The following is an 18,655-nucleotide window of genomic DNA, read 5'->3' as shown; positions in this document are numbered from 1 at the left end:
GCCGGCACGGGGCATAAACTACTTGGCACTGGCTTATCAAACACCCTGTTGAGTTCTCAAAGAACAACCACACACCAAGCTCGGCCTCGAATCCGAAACCTTGTCTGGGGCAACCGCTCCAAACTATCCGAATCATTCTAGCGGGTCAACCTGAAGCTCAGGCCTTAACCTCTAGGATCGTTCGGCCCACGGTGGCGCACGCCTCTCGGCGGTCGCTTCTTCCGTGGAGAACCGCAGACCGGCCAGTCACCCTCAGGCAACCCGCCCGGCTCCTGCCGGCTCCAGAACCTTACCCGGTCGGCTTCGCGATTGCAACCTCAACTTCAGGCCCACTCGCACCGCCCGGTCTCGGCCCCACGATCACTCGTAAGACCGGCGCCCGTTCTCGGCCGGTTTGCCCGGCCTCCCGCGTGCAGAGAGAAAGTTACGCGCACCCACCGGAGAAGGCAAATCAGCAGCCGTCGATTCAGGATGGACATCCAGGGGTGTCTCTCAACCCACTCGTGGTCGGAGGGCGCGGAACTCACCGGCAGCCCCGCCGCGCAGGCGTCAGCTACCTGCCCCGGCACAGACTGACTCGGTACGGGAATCTGCGCGACTGCGTACTCGCGGCGGCGACCGCGGAGGGCACCGCCGTGCCAGAGTGTCTGACATGGATGACGTGTCCCGGCCTGCCAGCCCGGTCCTCGCCGAGGACGCGCTGCTCGGCCTGTTACTCCCCTTCTGGCAACTGATCATCGGGGCCTTCGTGCTCTTCGCCGTGGTGGTGTCGATCGGGCGGCTGGTCCGGCGGGGCCCCTCGCGAATGAGCACCGCGCTGCTGGTGACCGCCGCGGCCATCGCCGGCTTCGCGGTGGTGGGGGTACTGCTACAGGGATAGCCGCCCTCAGAGTCGGCGGTTGGCCAGGCTGGGCAGTTCTGCTCGGATGCGGGCCAGCTGCTCCAGGTCGACCTCGGCGATGGCGAATCCGGGGCCGTCGGGCACCTGGGACAGCACCGTCCCCCACGGGTCGATCACCATGCTGCGCCCGTAACAGGTCCGGCCCGGTTCGTGGTCACCGGTCTGTCCGGCAGCCGCGACGAAGCACTGGTTCTCGATCGCTCGGGCGCGCAGCAGGACCTCCCAGTGGTCACGCCCGGTGTGCATCATGAAGGCGGCCGGCACCACGAGCAGATGAGCACCGCCCTCGGTGGCGAGTTGCCGGTACAACTCGGGGAAGCGCAGGTCGTAACAGATCGACAGCCCGATCCGCAGTCCTTCGACCTCCACCACCACCGACTGGTCGCCCGGGGCCACCGAAGCCGACTCCTGGTAGGAGACCCGTCCCGGGATCTCCACGTCGTACAGGTGGATCTTGCGGTAGCTGGCGGCGAGAGTGCCGGAGCGGTCGAAGACGAGGGTGGTGTTCCAGGTGTGCTCGGAATCGGGGCCGGCCTCGTGGAAGGAGCCGGCGATGAGCCAGATGCCCCGTCGACGGGCGACACCTGCGAAGAACTGGCCGACCTCACCGTCGACCGATTCCGGTGCGGGCATCTTGGCACCGGGCCCCAGGTAGTCGACGTACTCCGGCAGGAGCACCAGGTCCGCCCCGGCGTCGGCCGCGCGGTCGATCAGAGCCTCCGCAGCGGCGAGGTTCGCCTTCCGGTCGTCGCGGGAGTTCAGCTGGCAGACGGCGACGCGCATGACAGCCAGGGTACGGGCGAACCGTCGAAACCGGCAGGGTAAGGCACTCGCCTACCGGATCAGGCCGACTTCTCCTCGCGCTCGCGCCGGGCCCGACGCCCGGTGAACTCGCGCGGGACGATGGTCGGGTTGACGTTCTCCAGGACCACCTCGCGGGTGATGAGCACCCGGGCGGCGTCGGGGTTGCTGGGCACCTCGTACATCACGGAGAGCAGTACCTCCTCCATGATGGCGCGCAGACCACGGGCGCCGGTGCCGCGCAGCATCGCCTGGTCGGCGATGGCCTCCAGGGCCGGTCGCTCGAACTCCAGCTCAACGCCGTCAAGCTCGAAGAGGCGTTGGTACTGCCGGACCAGGGCGTTCCGCGGCTCGGTGAGGATGCGCACCAGGGCCGACCGGTCGAGGCTGCGGACACTGGTGATCACCGGCAGGCGGCCGATGAACTCCGGGATCAGCCCGAACTTGAGCATGTCCTCCGGCATCACCTGGCTGAAGATGTCATCCGTGGAACGCTCGGAGACGGCCCGGAGACGGGCACCGAAGCCGGTGCCGCCGTGGCCCGTACGCGCCTCGATGATCTGATCCAGACCGGCGAAGGCACCACCACAGATGAACAGCACATTGGTGGTGTCGATCTGGATGAACTCCTGGTGCGGGTGTTTGCGGCCACCCTGCGGTGGCACGTTCGCCACGGTGCCTTCGAGCATCTTCAGCAGGGCCTGCTGGACGCCCTCGCCGGAGACGTCACGGGTGATCGACGGGTTCTCCGACTTGCGGGCGATCTTGTCGACCTCGTCGATGTAGATGATGCCGGTCTCGGCGCGCTTGATGTCGTAATCAGCGGCCTGGATCAGCTTGAGGAGGATGTTCTCCACGTCCTCGCCGACGTAGCCGGCCTCCGTCAGGGCGGTGGCGTCGGCGATGGCGAAGGGCACGTTGAGCATCCGCGCCAGGGTCTGTGCCAGGTGGGTCTTGCCACACCCGGTCGGACCCAGCAGCAGGATGTTCGACTTGGCCAGCTCGACACCGTCGTTACCGGCGCCTGGCGCGTTGGCCGCCTCGGCCTGGATCCGCTTGTAGTGGTTGTAGACCGCGACGGCGAGCGCCTTCTTGGCCTGCTCCTGCCCCACCACGTAGGTGTCGAGGAACTGGCAGATCTCCATCGGCTTGGGAAGCTCTTCCCACTTCACCTCGCCGGACTCGGCCAACTCCTCTTCGATGATCTCGTTGCAGAGATCGATGCACTCGTCGCAGATGTAGACCCCGGGGCCCGCGATGAGCTTCTTGACCTGCTTCTGCGACTTGCCGCAGAAGGAGCATTTGAGTAGGTCGCCGCCGTCACCGATCCGTGCCACCTACGTTCTCCCTGCACTCATCGGCCGGAGCCCCGGCCACGACCTGCGGACGCTTCGCTCTGCCCGTCTCCACCCACCGCGCCGGTCGCCCGACGAAGCGGTACTGACCCGACGTTACCCGCTGCGGGAGCATTCTCCGACCCCCAAAACGGGTGTGTCAGAGGCCGGCGGGTGACAGACCCGACCGGCCCCTGAACCCGTGCAGGTCAGCTAGCCGCGTTGGCGGCCAGCAAACCCTTCTTGCGACTGCTGAGGATCGTGTCGACCAACCCGTACTCCCGGGACTCCTCGGCCGTCATGATCTTGTCCCGGTCGATGTCCTTGCGGACCTTCTCGACCGGCCGGTTGCAGTGCCGGGAGAGCATCTCCTCCAGCTGGGTCCGCATCCGCAGGATCTCCCGGGCCTGGATCTCGATGTCCGAGCCCTGCCCGTAGCCGCCCTCGGTGGCCGGCTGGTGGATGATGATCCGCGAGTTCGGCAGCGCCATCCGCTTACCCGGGGTGCCGGCCGCCAGCAACACCGCCGCGGCGGAGGCGGCCTGGCCGAGGCAGACCGTCTGGATGTCCGGCCGGACGTACTGCATGGTGTCGTAGATCGCCGTCATCGCGGTGAACGAGCCGCCGGGCGAGTTGATGTACATGATGATGTCCCGGTCGGGGTCCGTCCCCTCCAGGGTCAGCAGCTGGGCCATCACGTCGTTGGCCGACGCGTCGTCCACCTGAACGCCGAGGAAGATGATCCGGTCCTCGAAGAGCTTGTTGTACGGGTTGGATTCCTTGACCCCGTACGACGTGCGCTCGACGAACGACGGCAGGACGTAGCGGTTGTGCACGGCCGCGAACTGGGGCGGCAGGCTGAGGTCGGTCATCGTCTGCTCCTCGATCAGCTCAGGGTCCCGGCGCCCTCGGGAACCTGAGCGGCCCCGATGATCACCTTGTCGATGAAGCCGTAGTCCATGGCCTCCTGGGCGGTGAACCAGCGGTCACGGTCCGAGTCCGCCTCGATCTGCGCCTGGGTCTGTCCGGTGTGGTGCGCGACCCGCTCCTGGAACATCCGCTTGGTGTAGAGCATCTGCTCGGCCTGGATCGCGATGTCCGAGGCGGTACCGCCGAGGCCACCCGAGGGCTGGTGCATCATGATCCGGGCGTGCGGCAGGGCGTACCGCTTGCCCTTGGTGCCCGCGCAGAGCAGCAGCTGGCCCATCGAGGCAGCCATGCCCATCGCCACGGTCGACACGTCGTTGTCGATGTACTGCATGGTGTCGTAGATCGCCATGCCGGAGTAGACCGAGCCACCCGGCGAGTTGATCCAGAGGAAGATGTCCCGGTCCGGGTCCTCCGCCGCAAGCAGCAGAAGCTGCGCGCAGATGCGGTTGGCCACCTGGTCGTTGACCTCGCTGCCGAGGAAGATGATGCGTTCCTTGAGCAACCGGTTGTAGACCGAGTCGTCGAGGTTGCCAATTGAGTCGCCGCCTCGGGCGTCGAGCGCCCGCGGCTTCGCTGGGATGTGCATGTCGGTCATGGCAGCCCTTCGCTCTCCGTACCGTCCTGTCCGACACTAACCGCTCAGCCGGGCGGCAGAGTCCCGCTCCGGGCACTGTTCGCTCTCAGCGCAGGGGGCCCGGGACTCGTACCCGGAAAGGGGTCGGGCCACCACCCACCGCGACCGGCGGACGATGGCCCTCACCCGACGATCAGTGCTCGTGCCCGTGCTCCGCCTCGCTGGCCTCGCGCAGCGCGTCCAGGCTGATCTCGTTGCCTGCGGTGTCCTTGATGGTGATGCGCTCCATGACCGCGGCCAGCGCCTTGCCCCGGCGGACGTCACCGAAGACCGCGCCGGCCGCGCCGGAGCGCACCAGCTGGTCGTAGTACTGCTGGGGGGCCATGCCGGCCCGCTGGGCGCGGTGGACGATCTCGTGGCCGAACTCGTCGTCGGAGACCTGCACGTCCTCGGCGTCGGCGAGGGTGTCGAGCAGCAGCTGGACCTTGATGCCCTGGGTGGCGGCCTCGGTCAGCTCGGCGTCGATCTGCTCCTCGGTCTTCTCCTCGGCGGCCAGGTAGTCCTCCATCGAGGCGCCGATCCGCTCCAGCTGGTCGACCATCGCCTGCTTGCGGCTCTCCACCTCGTCGCGGATGACACCCTCCGGCGCCGGCACCTCGGCGGCCTCGACGAGCTGCTCCAGCGCCTTGTCCCGGGCGGCGTAGATCTGCTCGACCCGCTTGCCCCGGGTGACCCGCTCACGCAGGTCGTTGCGCAGCTCCTCCATGGTGTCGAACTCGCTGGCCAGCTGCGCGAACTCGTCGTTCAGCTCGGGCAGCTCCTTCTCCTTGACCGTACGCACGGTCACCAGGACCTCGGCGTCACGGCCGGCGAAGTCGCCACCGACCAGCTGGGTGGTGAAGGTGGTGTCCTCACCGGCGGCGAGGCCGACCAGGGCCTCGTCCAGGCCCGGCAGCAGCTGCTTGCTGCCCACCTCGTGGGAGATGTTGCTGGCGGAACCGCCCGGCACCTCCTCGCCGTCGACGGTGGCCCGCAGGTCGATCTGGACGTAGTCGCCCTCGGCCGCGGCCCGCTCGACGGTCTTGAGGGTGGCGAACCGCTCGCGCAGGTTCTTCACCTGCTCGTCGATCTCGCTGTCGTCGATCTGCAACTCGTCGACGACGACCTCGAGAGAGGCCAGGTCCGGCACGGTGATCTCCGGCCGGACGTCCACCTCGGCGGTGAAGTTCAGCGAGTCACCGTCGTTGAACTCGGTGATGTCGACCTCGGGACGGCCCAGGGTCTTCAGGTCGTGCTCGCGGACCGCGGCGAGGATGTTCTGCGGGATCGCCTCCTGCACGGCCTCGTTGAGCACGGTGCCCCGGCCCACCCGCTGGTCGATGATCGCCGCCGGCACCTTCCCCTTACGGAAGCCGGGAATCTGGATCTGCTGGCCGATCTCCCGGTACGCCTTCTTGAGGCTCGGCTCGAGCTCGACGAACGGCACCTCGATGGCGAGCCGCACGCGCGTCGGGCTCAGAGTCTCGACGGTGCTCTTCACAGGCGTACTCCTTGACGGATCTCGGTTGAGTCTGGGCGCACTTTTCGGCCCATCGAGTGTAGGCGAACCGGCGTGGCCGACCAGCAGCGCCCGGGAACCCGGCGGCGAAGCTTCCCGCCGCCACCCTTCCCGGGTGCACCGGCCCCACGCTGGAGGCAGTCGGGGTGGCGGGATTTGAACCCACGGCCCCTCGCTCCCAAAGCGAGTGCGCTACCAAGCTGCGCCACACCCCGTGGCGTCGAGCAGTCTATGCCTTCGACCCGACAACCGGATGCCGGGGCATCCCCCAACGCGCCGAACAACCCCAAATCGGACATGCCTGACGGCATCTGACCGCTTGCTGGCCGCTTGGTGTCCACTTGGTGTCCACTTGGCCGCAGTTTCGCCGATGTTGCGGCATCGGCGGCGGCCGGATACCCCCACATCTCCGAAACTGCGGGATCGACCCCGGCGCGGCGGCGGGGATACGGCCGCGCGCTCACCGCGGGCATTGGGTAGGCTGTCGGCGCGTCCGGGTTTCCGGGCGTACGCGGGCGTAGCTCAATGGCAGAGCTTCAGTCTTCCAAACTGACGGTGCGGGTTCGATTCCCGTCGCCCGCTCAGCGATAGTGGCCCAGGTCAGACGAGGTTCCGACCTGGGCCATATTCATGCCTACCGGTTGCCCTTGCGACCATGTCCGGCGCGTGCCCGATCGCGCTCCTCCGTGATGCGGCGCGGAGCGCTTCTGCTTCCACGTCTGACGGCGGAAGCTCGGTCCTGCCTTACCGGGGCCGCTTGTCCTCGACGTGGACGACGTCAAGCTCATGGCCGTCCCGGTCTCGCTTGTGGCGTCCGTACAGACCGACGGCCAGGTCGCTGCCGTCTGAGATCTCGTCCGGGCTCACGTAGGTCAGCACGTCGTCGTGGTGGCCGTAGACCACCCAGCCGGGACCGGGATCGAGGGTGACCGTGCCGAAGTCTCCGGCGGACGAGCCGGGGTGGACGGGGCCGTACTCGCGCAGGATGTCTACGGCCTGAGCGGCGAGGTCGACGCCGGGCCCGGGATCTGGCAACACGACACACGTGCCGTGGGCGAACACCACTCAGGACTTGCTGTCCCCGTCGATGATGCGACGCCAGGTTCCGGCCAGATCTCGCTCAGACATGGAGGATGATCCTCCCCGAGTTGGCGCACCAGCGCTACCCCGAAGCCTTCTACCGTCCAGCTCAGGGGCGGGGTTCTCGGATGGCGGCTTCGAGGCGTAGGCCGATGCCGGTGGCGACGAAGAGGCCCGCCAGGATGTGTGGGGTGGTAGACCCGGTGTCGGGCAGCAGCGTAATGACCGAGATGAGCAGACCGGTGATCAGGGCGAGGTTCCCGAGGGCACGAACGGTGCCGGCACGCCTCGACGCGGGGTTCATCTGGCGGACCGTACCGAAGCTTGCGGGTCTGCGCTGTCCCGATCCTTACCCCGGGACTTCCGTCCGGGCATGAGACCGATCGTGGCGATGATGCCGAGCGCCGCGACGGCGGCACCGACCAGTTGAACCGGGCCGTAGCCGACGCCCGCGCCGAGCAGGGTGAGGAACGCCGCCACCGAGAGGGCGCCGCCGACGTGGTTCGTCGATTCGAACAGCGCGGAGGTCGAACCTCGGTCCTCGGGGGCCGCAGCGCTGATGCATTCACGGGTCAGGGCCACGTAGACGGGCAGGGAACGCGAACGGAATAGGGCGGGCTTGACCAGTGGGTCACGTATCCGGCGTTCCAGGGGGACGAGGACCGCCAAGAGGAGTAGGCCGGCGACGACGATGACCGGTGCCGGACCGGACACCCCCTGCTCGGCGACCCGGGTGGCGCCGTAGATCAGGATGACCAACCCGCCGGTGGCCAGCAGAGCCCCGGTGACGTCCAGGGATCGGCGGCCGACTGTCGGCTGGTCCGGCGGCAGCAGCCGGAAGGCGGCGAGCATCGCCACCATGCCCACCGGGACGACGGCCAGGAAGATCCAGCGCCAACCCCAGTAGGAGGTGATCACCCCACCGCAGACGGCTCCGGCGAGCCCGGCGGAGTTGGCGGCGGCCGCGACCACGGCGAAGACCCGGCTGCGCCAGGGCTCGTCCGGGAAGAGGGCGGCGGCCGAGGCCAGGGCGGCCGGGATGGCGAAGGCGGCGCCGAGGCCCTGGAGTACCCGTCCGGCGAACAGCAGCGGCAGCGAGGAGGTGGCGCCGGCGAGCAGCAGGCCGAACGTGGTGACCCCCAGGCTGGTGACGATCAGGCGTCGCCTACCCCACAGGTCGCAGACCCGACCGCCGAGCAGTAGGAACCCGCCGATGCTCAGGGAGTAGAGGGTGATCACCCATTGCAGTTGGTCCGGGGCGATGGCGAACTCCCGGCCGATCTGGGGCAGGGCGGTGGCGACCGCGAGGCTGTCGAAGAGCACCAGGAACATGACCCCGGCCAGGACCAGCGAGACCGGCCAGCGGCGTAACCCTGCCAACTCCGCCGGCGGTGCTGGTGGTGCGGTCAGTGCTGATTCCATGTCGCCCCGACCACACACCGTAGTTCCCCGATGGCGGGTACGCATCTCGGCGCATGGGGCCTACCCGGCGGACGACCGTCGGCGGATGGAGTCCCGGGCCTCCTCGGGCAGGGCCTCGGCGACCAGCAGCTGCGGCAGCAGGTCCGGTTCGAGGGTGAGGGCACGGAAGGCCAGCTCGATGGTGACCTGGTGGTCGGGTCGGTACACGATCTCGATCGGATCATCGCCGCGCAGCTCGCCGGGTTCGATCACCCGCAGGTACGCCCCGGGCACGGCAGCCTGGGTGAACCGCTTGATCCAGCCCTGCTGTTGCAGCCAGTGCTGAAACGTCGAGCAGGGGATCCGTGGGCAGGACACCTCCAGTACGACGTCCGGCCCGATCCGCCAGCGTTCGCCGATCAGGGCACCGTTGACGTCGAGGCCGACGGTGGTCAGATTCTCCCCGAAGCCGCCGTTGCCGAGGGTGACGCCCAACTCGGTCGCCCAGTGGTCCAGGTCCTCCCGGGCGTAGGCGTACACGGCCTGGTCGGTGCCGCCGTGATGCTTGACGTCGTAGACCCGATCGCCGGCCAGACCCACCTCGCCGGTGCCCTTCGGGCCGGGCACGACGACGGCGACCGGGCCCTCGACCGGCCGCTTGTCGATGCCGGTCAGCCCACCCTTGGCCGGGTTGGGTCGGGGCCTGCCCACGTTCACGGAAAGCACTCGCATCCGGTGACAGTACGACGGGTCAGCCGCGCGCGACGATTCGTTCTCGCCTCGGCGAGGCCGGCGGCATGTCGTGCCGCCGCTGACCGCCGAGCGCTCGGTCCGCTGGCCTATCACCATGGCACGGCTCACCATGGCTCGGCGCCAGGACGGCCACCCGGGGCAGATATATCCATCTTGATAAATCTATCGGTACCATCCGGGCATCCATCAAGGTCCTGCCGAGGGCTACCGCCCACATCAGGGGCCGCCAGGAGGAGGAACCGATGCCACTGCCCCGTCTGCACCGGCGAGGGCCGGCCGCCACCCGCGGGCCGCTCGCCGCACTGCTCACCGCCGCCGTCCTGGTCGCACTGACCGGCGGCCCGGCCGCCGCCGCGCCAGCCACCGGCGAGATCCAGTACGCCGACGCACCGACCGCGCTCGCCGGCAGCTACGTCGTGGTGCTCCGCGACGACGCCATCGGCAGCCGGGCCACGGCCGACCGGCTCGCCACCCGGTACGCCGGCCGGGTCGACCGAGTGTTCACCGACGCGCTGCGTGGATTCGAGGTACGCCTGACCGAGCGCGCCGCCCGACGGCTGGCCGCCGACCCGGCGGTCGCCTACGTCGAGCAGAACCGGACCGTCACGCTGACGGTGCCCGGGGTGCAGCTCAACCCGCCGTCCTGGGGGCTGGACCGGATCGACCAGCGGTACCTTCCCCTCGACGGCCGGTACGCGTACCCGAACACCGCGCCGAACGTGAACGCGTACGTGATCGACACAGGTGTGCGGGGCAGCCACGGTGACTTCGGCGGCCGGGTCGGCGTCGGGGTGGACCTGGTCGACGCCCTGCCTGCGGCCGACTGCAACGGGCACGGCACCCATCTGGCCGGCACCGTCGGCGGCACCCTGCACGGGGTGGCCAAGCGGGTACGGCTGCACCCGGTACGGGTGCTCAACTGCGCCGGCAGCGGCACCGTCGCCCAGGTGATCGCCGGGGTGGACTGGGTGCGGGCCAACGCGGTCCGTCCGGCGGTGGCGCTGATGGCCCTCGGCGGCACCGCGAGCGCCGCACTGGACGCGGCGGTGACCAACTCGATCAACGCGGGCGTCAGCTACGTGGTGACCGCCGGCAGTTCGAACGGAAACGCCTGCAGCGGCTCCCCCGCCCGGGTTCCGGCCGCGCTCACCGTCGCCGGCACCACGCAGACCGATGCCCGGATGCCCTCCGGGAACTACGGCTCCTGCCTGGACCTGTACGCGCCAGGAGCGAGCATCACCTCGACCTGGTACACCACCGACACGGCGACAGCGACCCTGAGCGGCGGCTCGATGGCCGCCGCGCACGTCGCCGGCTGCGTCGCACTCGCCCTGCAGACCAACCCCACCTGGACCCCGGCCCAGGTCGCCGCGTACCTGATCGGTCGGGCCACTGTCGGGGTGGTCTCCGGGGTGCCCAGCGCCACCGCCAACCGCCTGCTCTACTGCGGCCCCTGACCGCCGGGTCAGGCCGCCGGTCGCGGGTCCTGGTAGCCGGCGGCCTGACGGCGGAACAGCCGGGCGTACGTGCCGTCCAGGTCGATCAACTCCTGGTGGTTGCCGCGTTCGGTGATCGTGCCGTCGGCCAGTACGACGATCAGGTCGGCGTCGCGGACGGTGTTCATCCGGTGGGAGATCAGCAGGCTGGTCCGGCCGGCCCGGTGTGCGGCCAGCCGTCGACTGACCTCGTACTCCGCCTCGGCGTCCAGGCCGGCGCTGGGCTCGTCCAGCACGAGCAGGTCGGCCTCCTCGCGCATCAGCGCCCGGGCCAGGGCCACCCGCTGCCACTGGCCGCCGGAGAGCACCACGCCGGTGGTGGGGTCGTCGCGGTCCTCGGCGTTCATGTAGACCCGGGTGAGCAGGGTGTCGTAGCCCCGGGGCAGCGCCGACAGGATGTCGTCGACCCCCGCCAGCCGGGCCGCCGCCCGGATCCGGTCCGGGTCGTCCAGGGCGGCCACCACACCGATCCCGATGTTGTCGGCGGCGCTGAAGTCGTACGACATGAAGTCCTGGAACAGCACCCCGATCCGCGCCCGCAGCTCGGCCGGGGGCAGGTCGCGCAGGTCCACCCCGTCCCAGCGGATGCTGCCCCGGCTCGGGTCGTAGAACCGGCACAGCAGTTTCACCAGCGAACTCTTGCCGGCCCCGTTGTGCCCGACCAGGGCCACCGAGGACCCGGCGGGAAGGGTGAAGCTGACCCCCCGCAGCACCCAGGGCAGGTCCTCGCCGTAGCGGAACCACACGTCGTCGAACTCGATTCCGTGCCGCAGCGGTGGCACCTGCGGCAGGGCGGTGGCGCGGGCGGGCAGGTCGGGTGGGGCCTCCACGACGAAGCGGTAGTGCCCGAACAGCAGCATCGCCTCGTGCAGTCGCCCGGCGTTGACGAAGGCGCTGCTCAGCCCGCCCTGCACACCGGCGACCGCAGCCACGAAGACGGACACGTCGCCGATGGTCAGCGCGCCGGACCGGGCGGCGGTGACCGCCCAGAAGAGGCCCAGCCCGGCCACCACCGCGCCGAGCAGTCCCTGCACCGACTGGACGAGCAGCTCACGCCGGTCCATCCGGCGTTGGCCGGCGTGGATGCCGCGCAGCTCGGTGAGCATCCGGGCGCCGAACAGCCCGCTGAGGCCGTACAGGCGGACCTCCTTGGCGGCGGTGACGCTGGTCATCAGTTGGGCGTAGAAGAACTCCCGCCGGGCGGCGTGGCCGTACTCCCACAGCAGCGCGGCCCGCTGGCGGCCCAGACGCAGTTCCGCCCGCAGGGTGGGTACGGCGGCCACCGCCACGACCAGCACCATCCACGGATTGATCGCGGCCAGGGTGGTGAGGAAGGCGGCCATGGTGAGCAGCCCCTGGGCGGCCCCGAGGAAGCCGCTGACCACCTCCGGCGGCCCGGCCGGGCCGGTCTCGGCGGCGATGCTGAGCCGGTCGTGGAACTCCGGATCCTCGAATCGGCGCAGCCCGAGCATCCGGCCCATGGCGGCGAACAGCCGCTGTCGCGCGGTCAGCCCGACGGACCGTTGCAGCTCGGCGTCGACGTAGCGGCCCAGTTCGGGCAGGAGCACCGCGGCGGCACCCGTGCCGGCCAGCAACAGCACCGGCCCGGTGAGCCGGTCGTCGCCGGCGGCCAGCCGGTCCAGCACCACCTTCATCAGCCAGGCGACGGCGACCGGCACCATGCCCGCCACCACGGCGAGCAGCATCCGGGCGATGAGCCAGCCGCGGGATGCGGCCCAGGCCATCCGGGTGGCCTCGGCCAGCGAGCCGCCTGCCTGTTTGATCACGGGACGCTGGTGACGGGCACCCGGTCGAGTACGAAGTGGCTGGCGACCACGGTGTCGCCGGAGAGCAGCCCGAACGCCGGGTAGCCGTCCACCCCGAAGGCGCGGGCCACCGGGCCCCGTTCGGGCTCGTTGATCACCTGGGCCACCGGGGCCAGCCGCTCGCAGAGTTGGGTGGCGGCCTCCCCGGTGCCCAGCACCACGGCCAGGGTCTGCTCCCGGCCACCGGGGATCGCCTCGGCCCGGGCGACGAAGCCGGGCAGGCTCTCCGCGCACGCCGGACAGCTCGGGGAGAGGAAGCCCACCAGGGTCTCCCCCCGCAGCCCGGCCCGGGACACCGAAGTGCCGTCGACCGTGGTGGCGGTGAAGTCGCCGACCGTGGCACCGGCGGTCAGCATGATCGGCTCGGGGTTCTCCACCCCCTCGATGCTGACCTTCAGCAGGGTGGACTGTCGCCGCAGCTGCGCGAGCACGACCAGCAGGACGGTGGTGTTGACCAGACACAGCACCGTGACCACGAGCAGCAGGACGGACGAGGGGGCCATGTCAGCTCCGGACGGTTCAGCGGTGAGGGTGGACAGCGACGGTGGCCGGACCCCGCCGAAGGCCAGCGCCGCCCCGCCCAGGGCGACCGCGGTCAACAGCAGGTTACGAAGGACGTGCGCGGGGCCGGGTGGGCTCTCGGCGACCCCGAAGCAGTGACAGGGCTCCCGGACCCCCCGACGGACCATCCCGGCCACGGCCACCGTGAAGGCCGCGAACAGGCCGGTGGCCAGCGCGAAGCCCGCAGGTGCCAGGGCCGGGAGGGCGACGGCGGCCAGCAGGGTCCCGGCGGTGAACGCCTCGGCCGCCAGGACCGCCACCGCCAGGGCGCCCGCCCGTGCCGCCGGCACCCCGACGGTACGCGGCAGCGAGGCGCGGAAGGCCGCGAAGGCGGCCCGGCCGCGTACCTTGCCCACCAGGGCCCAGCCGAGGATGCCGACCAGGGCCAGTTGGGCGACGAGCAGCAGCGCCCCGATCATCTCAGTAGCCGACCTGGGTTACCTCGCCCTGCCGGAAGGGACCGCCGGCCAGCAGCAGGGCGGCGATGGTCTCGTCCATCGGCAGACCCAGGTCGTGCTGCAGCCACATGAACTGGCCGCCCGGGTTCACCTCCAGGAAGACGTACTCCCCTTCGGGGGTGACGATGAAGTCGATGGCCGCGTAGACGAGGCCGAGGCGGTCGAGCAGGCGTTGGGTCTTCGCCACCACCTCGTCGGGCAGTGGTTTGTACGGCCCGTAGGGCAGGTGGTTCTCGCCCCGCCAGTCGACCGAGGTGGTGGGCAGGGCCTGTGAGTCGATCACCACCGGGAACCAGGTGTTCCCGACGACGGTCAGCCGGACCTCGTACGCCTTCTCGATGTACTCCTGGAACATGCAGACCGTGTGCTGGACCCGGTCGGCGTTGGCCAGCACCTCGTCGCCCACCACTGTGGTGTAGAGGCCACTCGGGAAGGCGCCCGGATAGTGGATGACCCCGCCGGTGAGGGCCTTGTAGACGACGGGCTGGTCGGTGGAACCGACCAGGGCGCGTACCTCGTCGGGGTCGTTGGTGAGCAGGGTGCGGGGCACCCGCATGCCGACCTGCTTGGCCAACTGGAGTTGGTAGGGCTTGAGCTCGGCGACCGCGTCGACGTCGGGGCGGTTGACCCAGAGGCAGTCCGTGCTGCGCAGGATGCCACCGATGCCGTGCAGCGCCTCGTTGCGGGCGAACTGCTGTTCGGCCTCGCTCATCTGTTCGGGAAAGCGGAAGGCTGTGGGGCGGCGGTACCACACCCCGGAGAGCCGATCGAGATCGACCTCCCGCCCGCGGTGCAGCAGCCGCCGCCGCTCGCCATCGAAATCCGAGGTGGTGAACGTCAGCGTCTGCGGGAAGTAGCTCAGGTCGACGCGGACGATGTCGGCCCCCCGTGCGGTGAGGGTCCGCACGACGGGGTCGACCGTGGGATCGAAGTCCTGGGTGAAGATCAGGATCCCGCGATCAGATGGCGAGGTGGTCATGCGTTGTCCTTAGGCGCAGGCGTCGTCGGTTACACAGTCTCCGCAGTTGGAGCCGGAGGTGCGGGTCTTGGTGTAGACACCGGCGGTGATCGCGCCGTCCGGGGTGACCCAGACCTGCTGGTCGGCGTCGTAGTAGCCGAGCTCGGTCTCGGTCTCCGCCGGGGTGCCCGGCTCCCAGTTGGCGAAGAGGTAGCCGAAGGGCTGGCGGTCGTGGTCGGCGGGCAGCGGCTGGCTGAAGTCGTGCCCACTGGTCATCGACAGTGAGGTGCGCAGGGGGTTGCGGGTCAGGGTGGTCGTCACGGGTGATCTCCTTCTTCTCCGACTTTTTCGGCTGGCGGGTTGTCAGCCGAAGACAGCGGCTCGGTAAGGCCGATAATCCCGGGCACCTCAGCGGAAAATGACCAGGTCTGGTCACCCACGTCGTAGTGCCCGGCGTCAAGGATGAGATCGGATTCCAATTCGTCGTGGTCGGCGCGGTCGTAGAGGTATCCCAACGGTGCCAGGTGGTGCCTACGACGGCGTTCACGCAGTTCGACATCGACGGCCCGCACGACGAGACGGGTGCCGTCCAGCTCGGGGCGGTCCAGCCGAAGGACGGTGACCGGGACGCTGGTGCCCCCCGGAAATCCATCACCCTCGGTCTGCGCCCCGTTCACAGAGCCCATCCTTATGGACGCGCCGAGATTTGAGAAGACCTCAGTTCATGGAACTTTCACGGCGCGGGATGCTTGCGGCGACCGCATTCCGCCTGCTAGCGGCCCCATTTTCCGCTTACAGGAATAAGCGTCCGCTCGCGCGAAAGTACGGTGACGGCAGTAAATTTACCGGCAAGCCGGACAGAATCTCTCATGTCCGGACTGAGGCGGACCTGGCACCGCCCGTCTTCGCGGGGGATGAACCGGCTCCGGCCGGGTATGCAGCGGCCGTCCTGGTGGAGTGACGACCTTCCGGTCGCGATGCGCGACCGGCTCCGTCGGGCGGGTCGGCGTGACACGTCGACCCGCCCGACGACGCGACTCAGGTGCCGCGACTCAGGTGGTCAGCCAGTTCCAGGCGTCCATGATCCACTGGGTCTGCTGGAGGTAGGCGATGCCCAGGCCGGTCAGGAAGACCGCGGTGACCAGATGAGCGCCACGCGCGCTGCGCCGCACCCGGCCAAGCTGCCGCTCCAGCACCAGCCGGCCCAGCAGCCGGGTCAGCGCGAACAGGCCCGCCGCCACCAGCAGGCTCACCACGAAGATCAGAAAGGGCCCGGCCAGATCGCCACCGCCGGAGATCGCCCAGATCCCCCAGCACACGAAGGCGAACAGCAGGCCGGCCGTACTCCACTCGCCGCCCTTGCGTAGCTGGGCCACATGCCAGCTCAAGGGCCGGCGCGGCGCCGGCTCACCCGGCCAGCCGGTGCCGGTCGGCACCTGGTCCACCACCGGAAACGGTTCGGTACGCGGCGCGGTGGCACCGACTGAGGCCACCCCGCGTCGGTACGGGTCGCGCTGCGACGGAATGTCCGCACCGGCCTGCGGCGGCACCTCCACGGTCCGCTCCGCCCACGGCTGCGTCTTGTCGGCCATCTCGTCCCTCCCCCTCGGCCGGCGGTGAACTCGATCACCGTCCGGCCCTGCTTCGAGGGTAGCCAGCCCGCAAATAGGTCGCCGCACCCGTGCCCATCGGTTAGACACGAAGCCGTGACCAGCGACTCCCTGCCGATCAGCAGCGCCCGCCCGGAAGACTTCGACGAGATGGGGCGCCTCCTCAATCTCCTGTTCCATCACGGCCTCGAACCCGAGGCACATGAGACCGAGCGCATGATCTTCGAACCGGAACGTGCCCTGCTGGTACGCGACGGTCCCGAGGTGGTCGGCACCGCCGCCGCCTTCACCCGGGCGTTGGGGGTGCCCGGCGGCGAGGTGGCCGCCGCCCACGTCAGCATGGTCGGGGTGGCCCCCACCCACCGGCGGCGAGGCCTGCTCACCACGCTGATGCGCCGACAACTGACCGAGATCCACGAGGCCGGCCGGGAACCGGTGGCGGTGCTCTGGGCCAGCGAGGGCCGGATCTACCCCCGCTTCGGTTACGGCCTGGCGGCGCAGCGACTCCAGCTCAGCGGCAACACCCTTGAGCTGCGGCTACCGCCGCCGACCGCCGACGAGGGCCGACTGCGCCTGGACTCTCCGGTCGATCGCCTGCCTGACCTGAGCCGGGTGTACGACCGGGTACGCGCTACCCGGCCCGGTTGGTCCGCCCGCGACGACCGCTGGTGGCGCTACGTCCTGCTGGATCCGCAGGCCCAACGGGGCGGCGCCACGGAACGGCGGGTGGTGTTGCACGAGGGCCCCGAGGGCATCGACGGGTACGGCCTGTTCCGCACCAGGGCCGACTGGGACGGCACCGGCCCGAAGTGCCAGACCACGGTCGACGAGGTGGTGGCGACCAGTGTCGCCGGATACCGGGCGATCTGGCGGATGCTGCTCTCGATCGACCTGACCCGCCAGGTGACCTGTCTGCGGGCCGCCGTGGACGAGCCCCTGCTGCGGATGGTCGACGAACCACGCCGGCTCAGCCCGACTCTGGTCGACGCCCTGTGGGTACGCGTGGTGGATGTGCCGGGCGCCCTGTCCGCCCGGCGCTACGCCACCGACATCGACGTGGTGATCGAGGTGACCGACGACCTGCTGCCCGCCAATACCGGCCGGTGGCGGCTCAAGGGTGGCCCGACGGCGGCCAGTTGCGTACCGGTGACCGATCCGGCCGACCTGGCCTGCGACGTGAGCTGCCTGGGCGAGCTGTTCCTCGGCGGTGCCCGCCTGATCGCCCTGGCCGATGCCGGCCGGCTACGCGAACTGCGGCCCGGTGCCCTGGCCTCCGCCGATCCCGCCTTCGGTTGGCACCGCGCCCCCTCGGCCCTGGAGGTCTTCTGACCCTGCGCGCACCGACCGCCGGCCGGCTCGATTCCGGTCGGCGGTCGGCGGTCGGTGATGCAGCCATCTCGCGCCGCTGACGGTGAGTGAGGCCGGTGCGTCCGTATGTGCTTTCACTGTCAAACATCGAGGGTGCGATCCGCCGCGAGACCGTGATCGACAACCGTCATCCCAGGTAGGGTCGGGGGGTGGCGGACGAGGCACGACGGCGACGACGACACCGACACCAGGGCGCACCACCGCAGGCCACAGACACCAGCGCCGCAGCGACAACCGCAGGAGTGCACGACGGCGGGGAGCCGCCGCCCCGCGGACGACGCGGCGGGGCTGACGAAGGCGAACGAGGGCTACGCGGACTGGTCGGGTCCGGCTCCTCACAGGTGAGTGTGACCGCGGCCATGCGGGCCCGGGACGCGGCCCGCCCGACCGAGGAGGACCTGGCCACCGCCGAGGCCGAGATCGTCATCGTCCGTCGGAACTGGATCCCCCGCGACGAACTTCCCCGCCGCTGACCCGGGCCACACGGTCGATGCTCGCAGTTTCGCCGAAACGGCGGGGTACGCAGCCACGGGACACCGCCGTTTCGGCGTAACGGAGTTGATCGTCAGGGCAGGTCGGGCAGCTTGCGGGTCTGCTCGTACTCGGCGACCTGGGCGATGCGGCGGGCGTGCCGCTCGCTGCCGGAGAAGGCGGTGGTCAGGAACGCCTCGACGATCGCGGTGGCCTCGTCCAGAGTGTGCTGACGGGCCCCGACCGCGACCACGTTGGCGTCGTTGTGCTGCCGGCCCAACTGGGCGGTCTCGATACTCCAGGCCAGAGCCGCACGGACCCCGGCCACCTTGTTGGCGGCGATCTGTTCGCCGTTGCCGGAGCCACCGATGACCACACCCAGGCTGCCCGGGTCGGCCACCACCCGGGTGCCGGCGTGCAGACAGAAGGCCGGGTAGTCGTCGTCCGGGTCGAAGACGTGCGGGCCGACGTCGACCACCTCGTACCCCTGCTTGGCGAGATGGTTGGCCAGGTGCACCTTCAACTCGAAACCGGCGTGATCGGATCCCAGGTAGACGCGCATACCGGGCAGTCTG

20 protein-coding genes and 2 tRNA genes are annotated in these 18,655 nt (G+C 69.8%); 5 read left to right on the top strand and 17 right to left on the bottom strand.

Annotated features, from left to right (window positions below):
- Positions 1 to 652 precede the first annotated feature (652 nt).
- The gene (locus ACLQ2T_RS25070) at positions 653 to 880 is read left to right on the top strand and encodes a hypothetical protein (RefSeq protein ID WP_363749176.1); all 228 of its coding nucleotides are present in this window, start codon (positions 653 to 655) and stop codon (positions 878 to 880) included.
- A 6-nt stretch (positions 881 to 886) separates the two neighbouring features.
- Here the strand turns inward: ACLQ2T_RS25070 and ACLQ2T_RS25065 are convergent, their stop codons facing one another.
- From ACLQ2T_RS25065 to ACLQ2T_RS25040, 6 genes are all read right to left on the bottom strand, one after another.
- Positions 887 to 1,684 carry a carbon-nitrogen hydrolase family protein gene (locus tag ACLQ2T_RS25065; protein WP_425768804.1) on the bottom strand — a complete coding sequence of 266 codons (798 nt, stop codon included), beginning with the start codon at positions 1,682 to 1,684 and terminating at the stop codon, positions 887 to 889.
- A 59-nt stretch (positions 1,685 to 1,743) separates the two neighbouring features.
- Positions 1,744 to 3,039: an ATP-dependent Clp protease ATP-binding subunit ClpX gene (gene clpX, locus ACLQ2T_RS25060; RefSeq protein WP_425768803.1), complete on the bottom strand. Its 1,296-nt coding sequence runs from the start codon at positions 3,037 to 3,039 to the stop codon at positions 1,744 to 1,746.
- Positions 3,040 to 3,245: 206 nt separating this feature from the next.
- A complete protein-coding gene (locus ACLQ2T_RS25055; RefSeq protein ID WP_363749172.1) occupies positions 3,246 to 3,908 on the bottom strand; it encodes an ATP-dependent Clp protease proteolytic subunit in 663 nt (220 codons plus the stop codon).
- Positions 3,909 to 3,922: 14 nt separating this feature from the next.
- Positions 3,923 to 4,561, bottom strand: a complete 639-nt coding sequence (locus ACLQ2T_RS25050) for an ATP-dependent Clp protease proteolytic subunit (RefSeq protein WP_327024484.1) — start codon at positions 4,559 to 4,561, stop codon at positions 3,923 to 3,925.
- Between the two features lie 172 nt (positions 4,562 to 4,733).
- Positions 4,734 to 6,080 carry a trigger factor gene (gene tig / locus ACLQ2T_RS25045; protein WP_327024483.1) on the bottom strand — a complete coding sequence of 449 codons (1,347 nt, stop codon included), beginning with the start codon at positions 6,078 to 6,080 and terminating at the stop codon, positions 4,734 to 4,736.
- Positions 6,081 to 6,239: 159 nt separating this feature from the next.
- Positions 6,240 to 6,313, bottom strand: a tRNA-Pro gene (locus tag ACLQ2T_RS25040).
- Between the two features lie 296 nt (positions 6,314 to 6,609).
- Here ACLQ2T_RS25040 and ACLQ2T_RS25035 point away from each other — a divergent pair.
- Positions 6,610 to 6,680 (top strand) — tRNA-Gly (locus tag ACLQ2T_RS25035).
- A 162-nt stretch (positions 6,681 to 6,842) separates the two neighbouring features.
- Here ACLQ2T_RS25035 and ACLQ2T_RS25030 read toward each other — a convergent pair.
- The 4 genes from ACLQ2T_RS25030 to ACLQ2T_RS25015 form a co-directional block, all read right to left on the bottom strand.
- Positions 6,843 to 7,133 carry a hypothetical protein gene (locus ACLQ2T_RS25030; protein WP_425768802.1) on the bottom strand — a complete coding sequence of 97 codons (291 nt, stop codon included), beginning with the start codon at positions 7,131 to 7,133 and terminating at the stop codon, positions 6,843 to 6,845.
- 154 nt (positions 7,134 to 7,287) lie between these two features.
- A complete protein-coding gene (locus tag ACLQ2T_RS25025; RefSeq protein WP_425768801.1) occupies positions 7,288 to 7,482 on the bottom strand; it encodes a hypothetical protein in 195 nt (64 codons plus the stop codon).
- Positions 7,479 to 8,600, bottom strand: coding sequence for an MFS transporter (locus tag ACLQ2T_RS25020; protein WP_425768800.1), 1,122 nt, complete (start codon positions 8,598 to 8,600; stop codon positions 7,479 to 7,481). Before ACLQ2T_RS25020 ends, ACLQ2T_RS25025 begins: the two co-directional genes overlap by 4 nt.
- 60 nt (positions 8,601 to 8,660) lie before the next feature.
- Entirely contained in the window at positions 8,661 to 9,311 is a 651-nt protein-coding gene (locus ACLQ2T_RS25015; RefSeq protein WP_425768799.1) for an MOSC domain-containing protein, read from the bottom strand.
- Positions 9,312 to 9,574: 263 nt separating this feature from the next.
- Here ACLQ2T_RS25015 and ACLQ2T_RS25010 point away from each other — a divergent pair, with 263 nt between their 5' ends.
- On the top strand, positions 9,575 to 10,789 hold the full coding sequence (locus tag ACLQ2T_RS25010; RefSeq protein WP_425768798.1) for a S8 family peptidase: 1,215 nt from the start codon (positions 9,575 to 9,577) through the stop codon (positions 10,787 to 10,789).
- 8 nt (positions 10,790 to 10,797) lie between these two features.
- On the opposite strand, the gene ACLQ2T_RS25005 is transcribed toward ACLQ2T_RS25010, so the two are convergent.
- From ACLQ2T_RS25005 to ACLQ2T_RS24980, 6 genes are all read right to left on the bottom strand, one after another.
- Positions 10,798 to 12,615, bottom strand: coding sequence for an ABC transporter ATP-binding protein (locus ACLQ2T_RS25005; RefSeq protein WP_425768797.1), 1,818 nt, complete (start codon positions 12,613 to 12,615; stop codon positions 10,798 to 10,800).
- Positions 12,612 to 13,634, bottom strand: coding sequence for a TlpA family protein disulfide reductase (locus ACLQ2T_RS25000; RefSeq protein ID WP_425768796.1), 1,023 nt, complete (start codon positions 13,632 to 13,634; stop codon positions 12,612 to 12,614). The genes ACLQ2T_RS25005 and ACLQ2T_RS25000 overlap by 4 nt, the downstream gene beginning before the upstream one ends.
- Before the next feature lies 1 nt (position 13,635).
- On the bottom strand, positions 13,636 to 14,652 hold the full coding sequence (locus tag ACLQ2T_RS24995) for an MvdC/MvdD family ATP grasp protein (RefSeq protein WP_425768795.1): 1,017 nt from the start codon (positions 14,650 to 14,652) through the stop codon (positions 13,636 to 13,638).
- 9 nt (positions 14,653 to 14,661) lie between these two features.
- Positions 14,662 to 14,952, bottom strand: a complete 291-nt coding sequence (locus ACLQ2T_RS24990) for a hypothetical protein (protein WP_327024476.1) — start codon at positions 14,950 to 14,952, stop codon at positions 14,662 to 14,664.
- Positions 14,949 to 15,308, bottom strand: a complete 360-nt coding sequence (locus ACLQ2T_RS24985; protein WP_425768794.1) for a hypothetical protein — start codon at positions 15,306 to 15,308, stop codon at positions 14,949 to 14,951. The genes ACLQ2T_RS24990 and ACLQ2T_RS24985 overlap by 4 nt, the downstream gene beginning before the upstream one ends.
- Positions 15,309 to 15,683: 375 nt before the next feature.
- Positions 15,684 to 16,223, bottom strand: coding sequence for a hypothetical protein (locus tag ACLQ2T_RS24980; RefSeq protein ID WP_425768793.1), 540 nt, complete (start codon positions 16,221 to 16,223; stop codon positions 15,684 to 15,686).
- A 114-nt stretch (positions 16,224 to 16,337) separates the two neighbouring features.
- Between ACLQ2T_RS24980 and ACLQ2T_RS24975 the strand changes: the two genes are divergently transcribed.
- Together ACLQ2T_RS24975 and ACLQ2T_RS24970 are read left to right on the top strand one after the other, a co-directional pair.
- Complete coding sequence (locus ACLQ2T_RS24975) at positions 16,338 to 17,570, top strand: GNAT family N-acetyltransferase (protein WP_425768792.1); 1,233 nt, start codon at positions 16,338 to 16,340, stop codon at positions 17,568 to 17,570.
- A gap of 188 nt (positions 17,571 to 17,758) precedes the next feature.
- Positions 17,759 to 18,082, top strand: coding sequence for a hypothetical protein (locus ACLQ2T_RS24970; RefSeq protein ID WP_425768791.1), 324 nt, complete (start codon positions 17,759 to 17,761; stop codon positions 18,080 to 18,082).
- Between the two features lie 92 nt (positions 18,083 to 18,174).
- Here the strand turns inward: ACLQ2T_RS24970 and ACLQ2T_RS24965 are convergent, their stop codons facing one another.
- Positions 18,175 to 18,642 carry a ribose-5-phosphate isomerase gene (locus ACLQ2T_RS24965; RefSeq protein ID WP_327024471.1) on the bottom strand — a complete coding sequence of 156 codons (468 nt, stop codon included), beginning with the start codon at positions 18,640 to 18,642 and terminating at the stop codon, positions 18,175 to 18,177.
- Between the last annotated feature and the right edge of the window lie 13 nt (positions 18,643 to 18,655).

Origin of the sequence: Micromonospora sp. DT229 (assembly GCF_049844505.1) — a bacterium.
Taxonomy (GTDB): Bacteria; Actinomycetota; Actinomycetes; order Mycobacteriales; family Micromonosporaceae; genus Micromonospora.
Note: the sequence above shows the minus strand (reverse complement) of the source record. Positions and strands in the feature narration are given on the sequence as shown.

Coding starts and splice junctions, on each gene's coding strand:
- ACLQ2T_RS25065 (WP_425768804.1), bottom strand. CDS start 1,684: ATGCGCGTCGCCGTCTGCCAGCTGAACTCCCGCGACGACCGGAAGGCG.
- ACLQ2T_RS24995 (WP_425768795.1), bottom strand. CDS start 14,652: ATGACCACCTCGCCATCTGATCGCGGGATCCTGATCTTCACCCAGGAC.
- ACLQ2T_RS25025 (WP_425768801.1), bottom strand. CDS start 7,482: ATGAACCCCGCGTCGAGGCGTGCCGGCACCGTTCGTGCCCTCGGGAAC.
- ACLQ2T_RS25055 (WP_363749172.1), bottom strand. CDS start 3,908: ATGACCGACCTCAGCCTGCCGCCCCAGTTCGCGGCCGTGCACAACCGC.
- ACLQ2T_RS24980 (WP_425768793.1), bottom strand. CDS start 16,223: ATGGCCGACAAGACGCAGCCGTGGGCGGAGCGGACCGTGGAGGTGCCG.
- ACLQ2T_RS25050 (WP_327024484.1), bottom strand. CDS start 4,561: ATGACCGACATGCACATCCCAGCGAAGCCGCGGGCGCTCGACGCCCGA.
- ACLQ2T_RS25000 (WP_425768796.1), bottom strand. CDS start 13,634: ATGATCGGGGCGCTGCTGCTCGTCGCCCAACTGGCCCTGGTCGGCATC.
- ACLQ2T_RS25070 (WP_363749176.1), top strand. CDS start 653: ATGGATGACGTGTCCCGGCCTGCCAGCCCGGTCCTCGCCGAGGACGCG.
- ACLQ2T_RS24965 (WP_327024471.1), bottom strand. CDS start 18,642: ATGCGCGTCTACCTGGGATCCGATCACGCCGGTTTCGAGTTGAAGGTG.
- ACLQ2T_RS25010 (WP_425768798.1), top strand. CDS start 9,575: ATGCCACTGCCCCGTCTGCACCGGCGAGGGCCGGCCGCCACCCGCGGG.
- ACLQ2T_RS25020 (WP_425768800.1), bottom strand. CDS start 8,600: ATGGAATCAGCACTGACCGCACCACCAGCACCGCCGGCGGAGTTGGCA.
- ACLQ2T_RS25015 (WP_425768799.1), bottom strand. CDS start 9,311: ATGCGAGTGCTTTCCGTGAACGTGGGCAGGCCCCGACCCAACCCGGCC.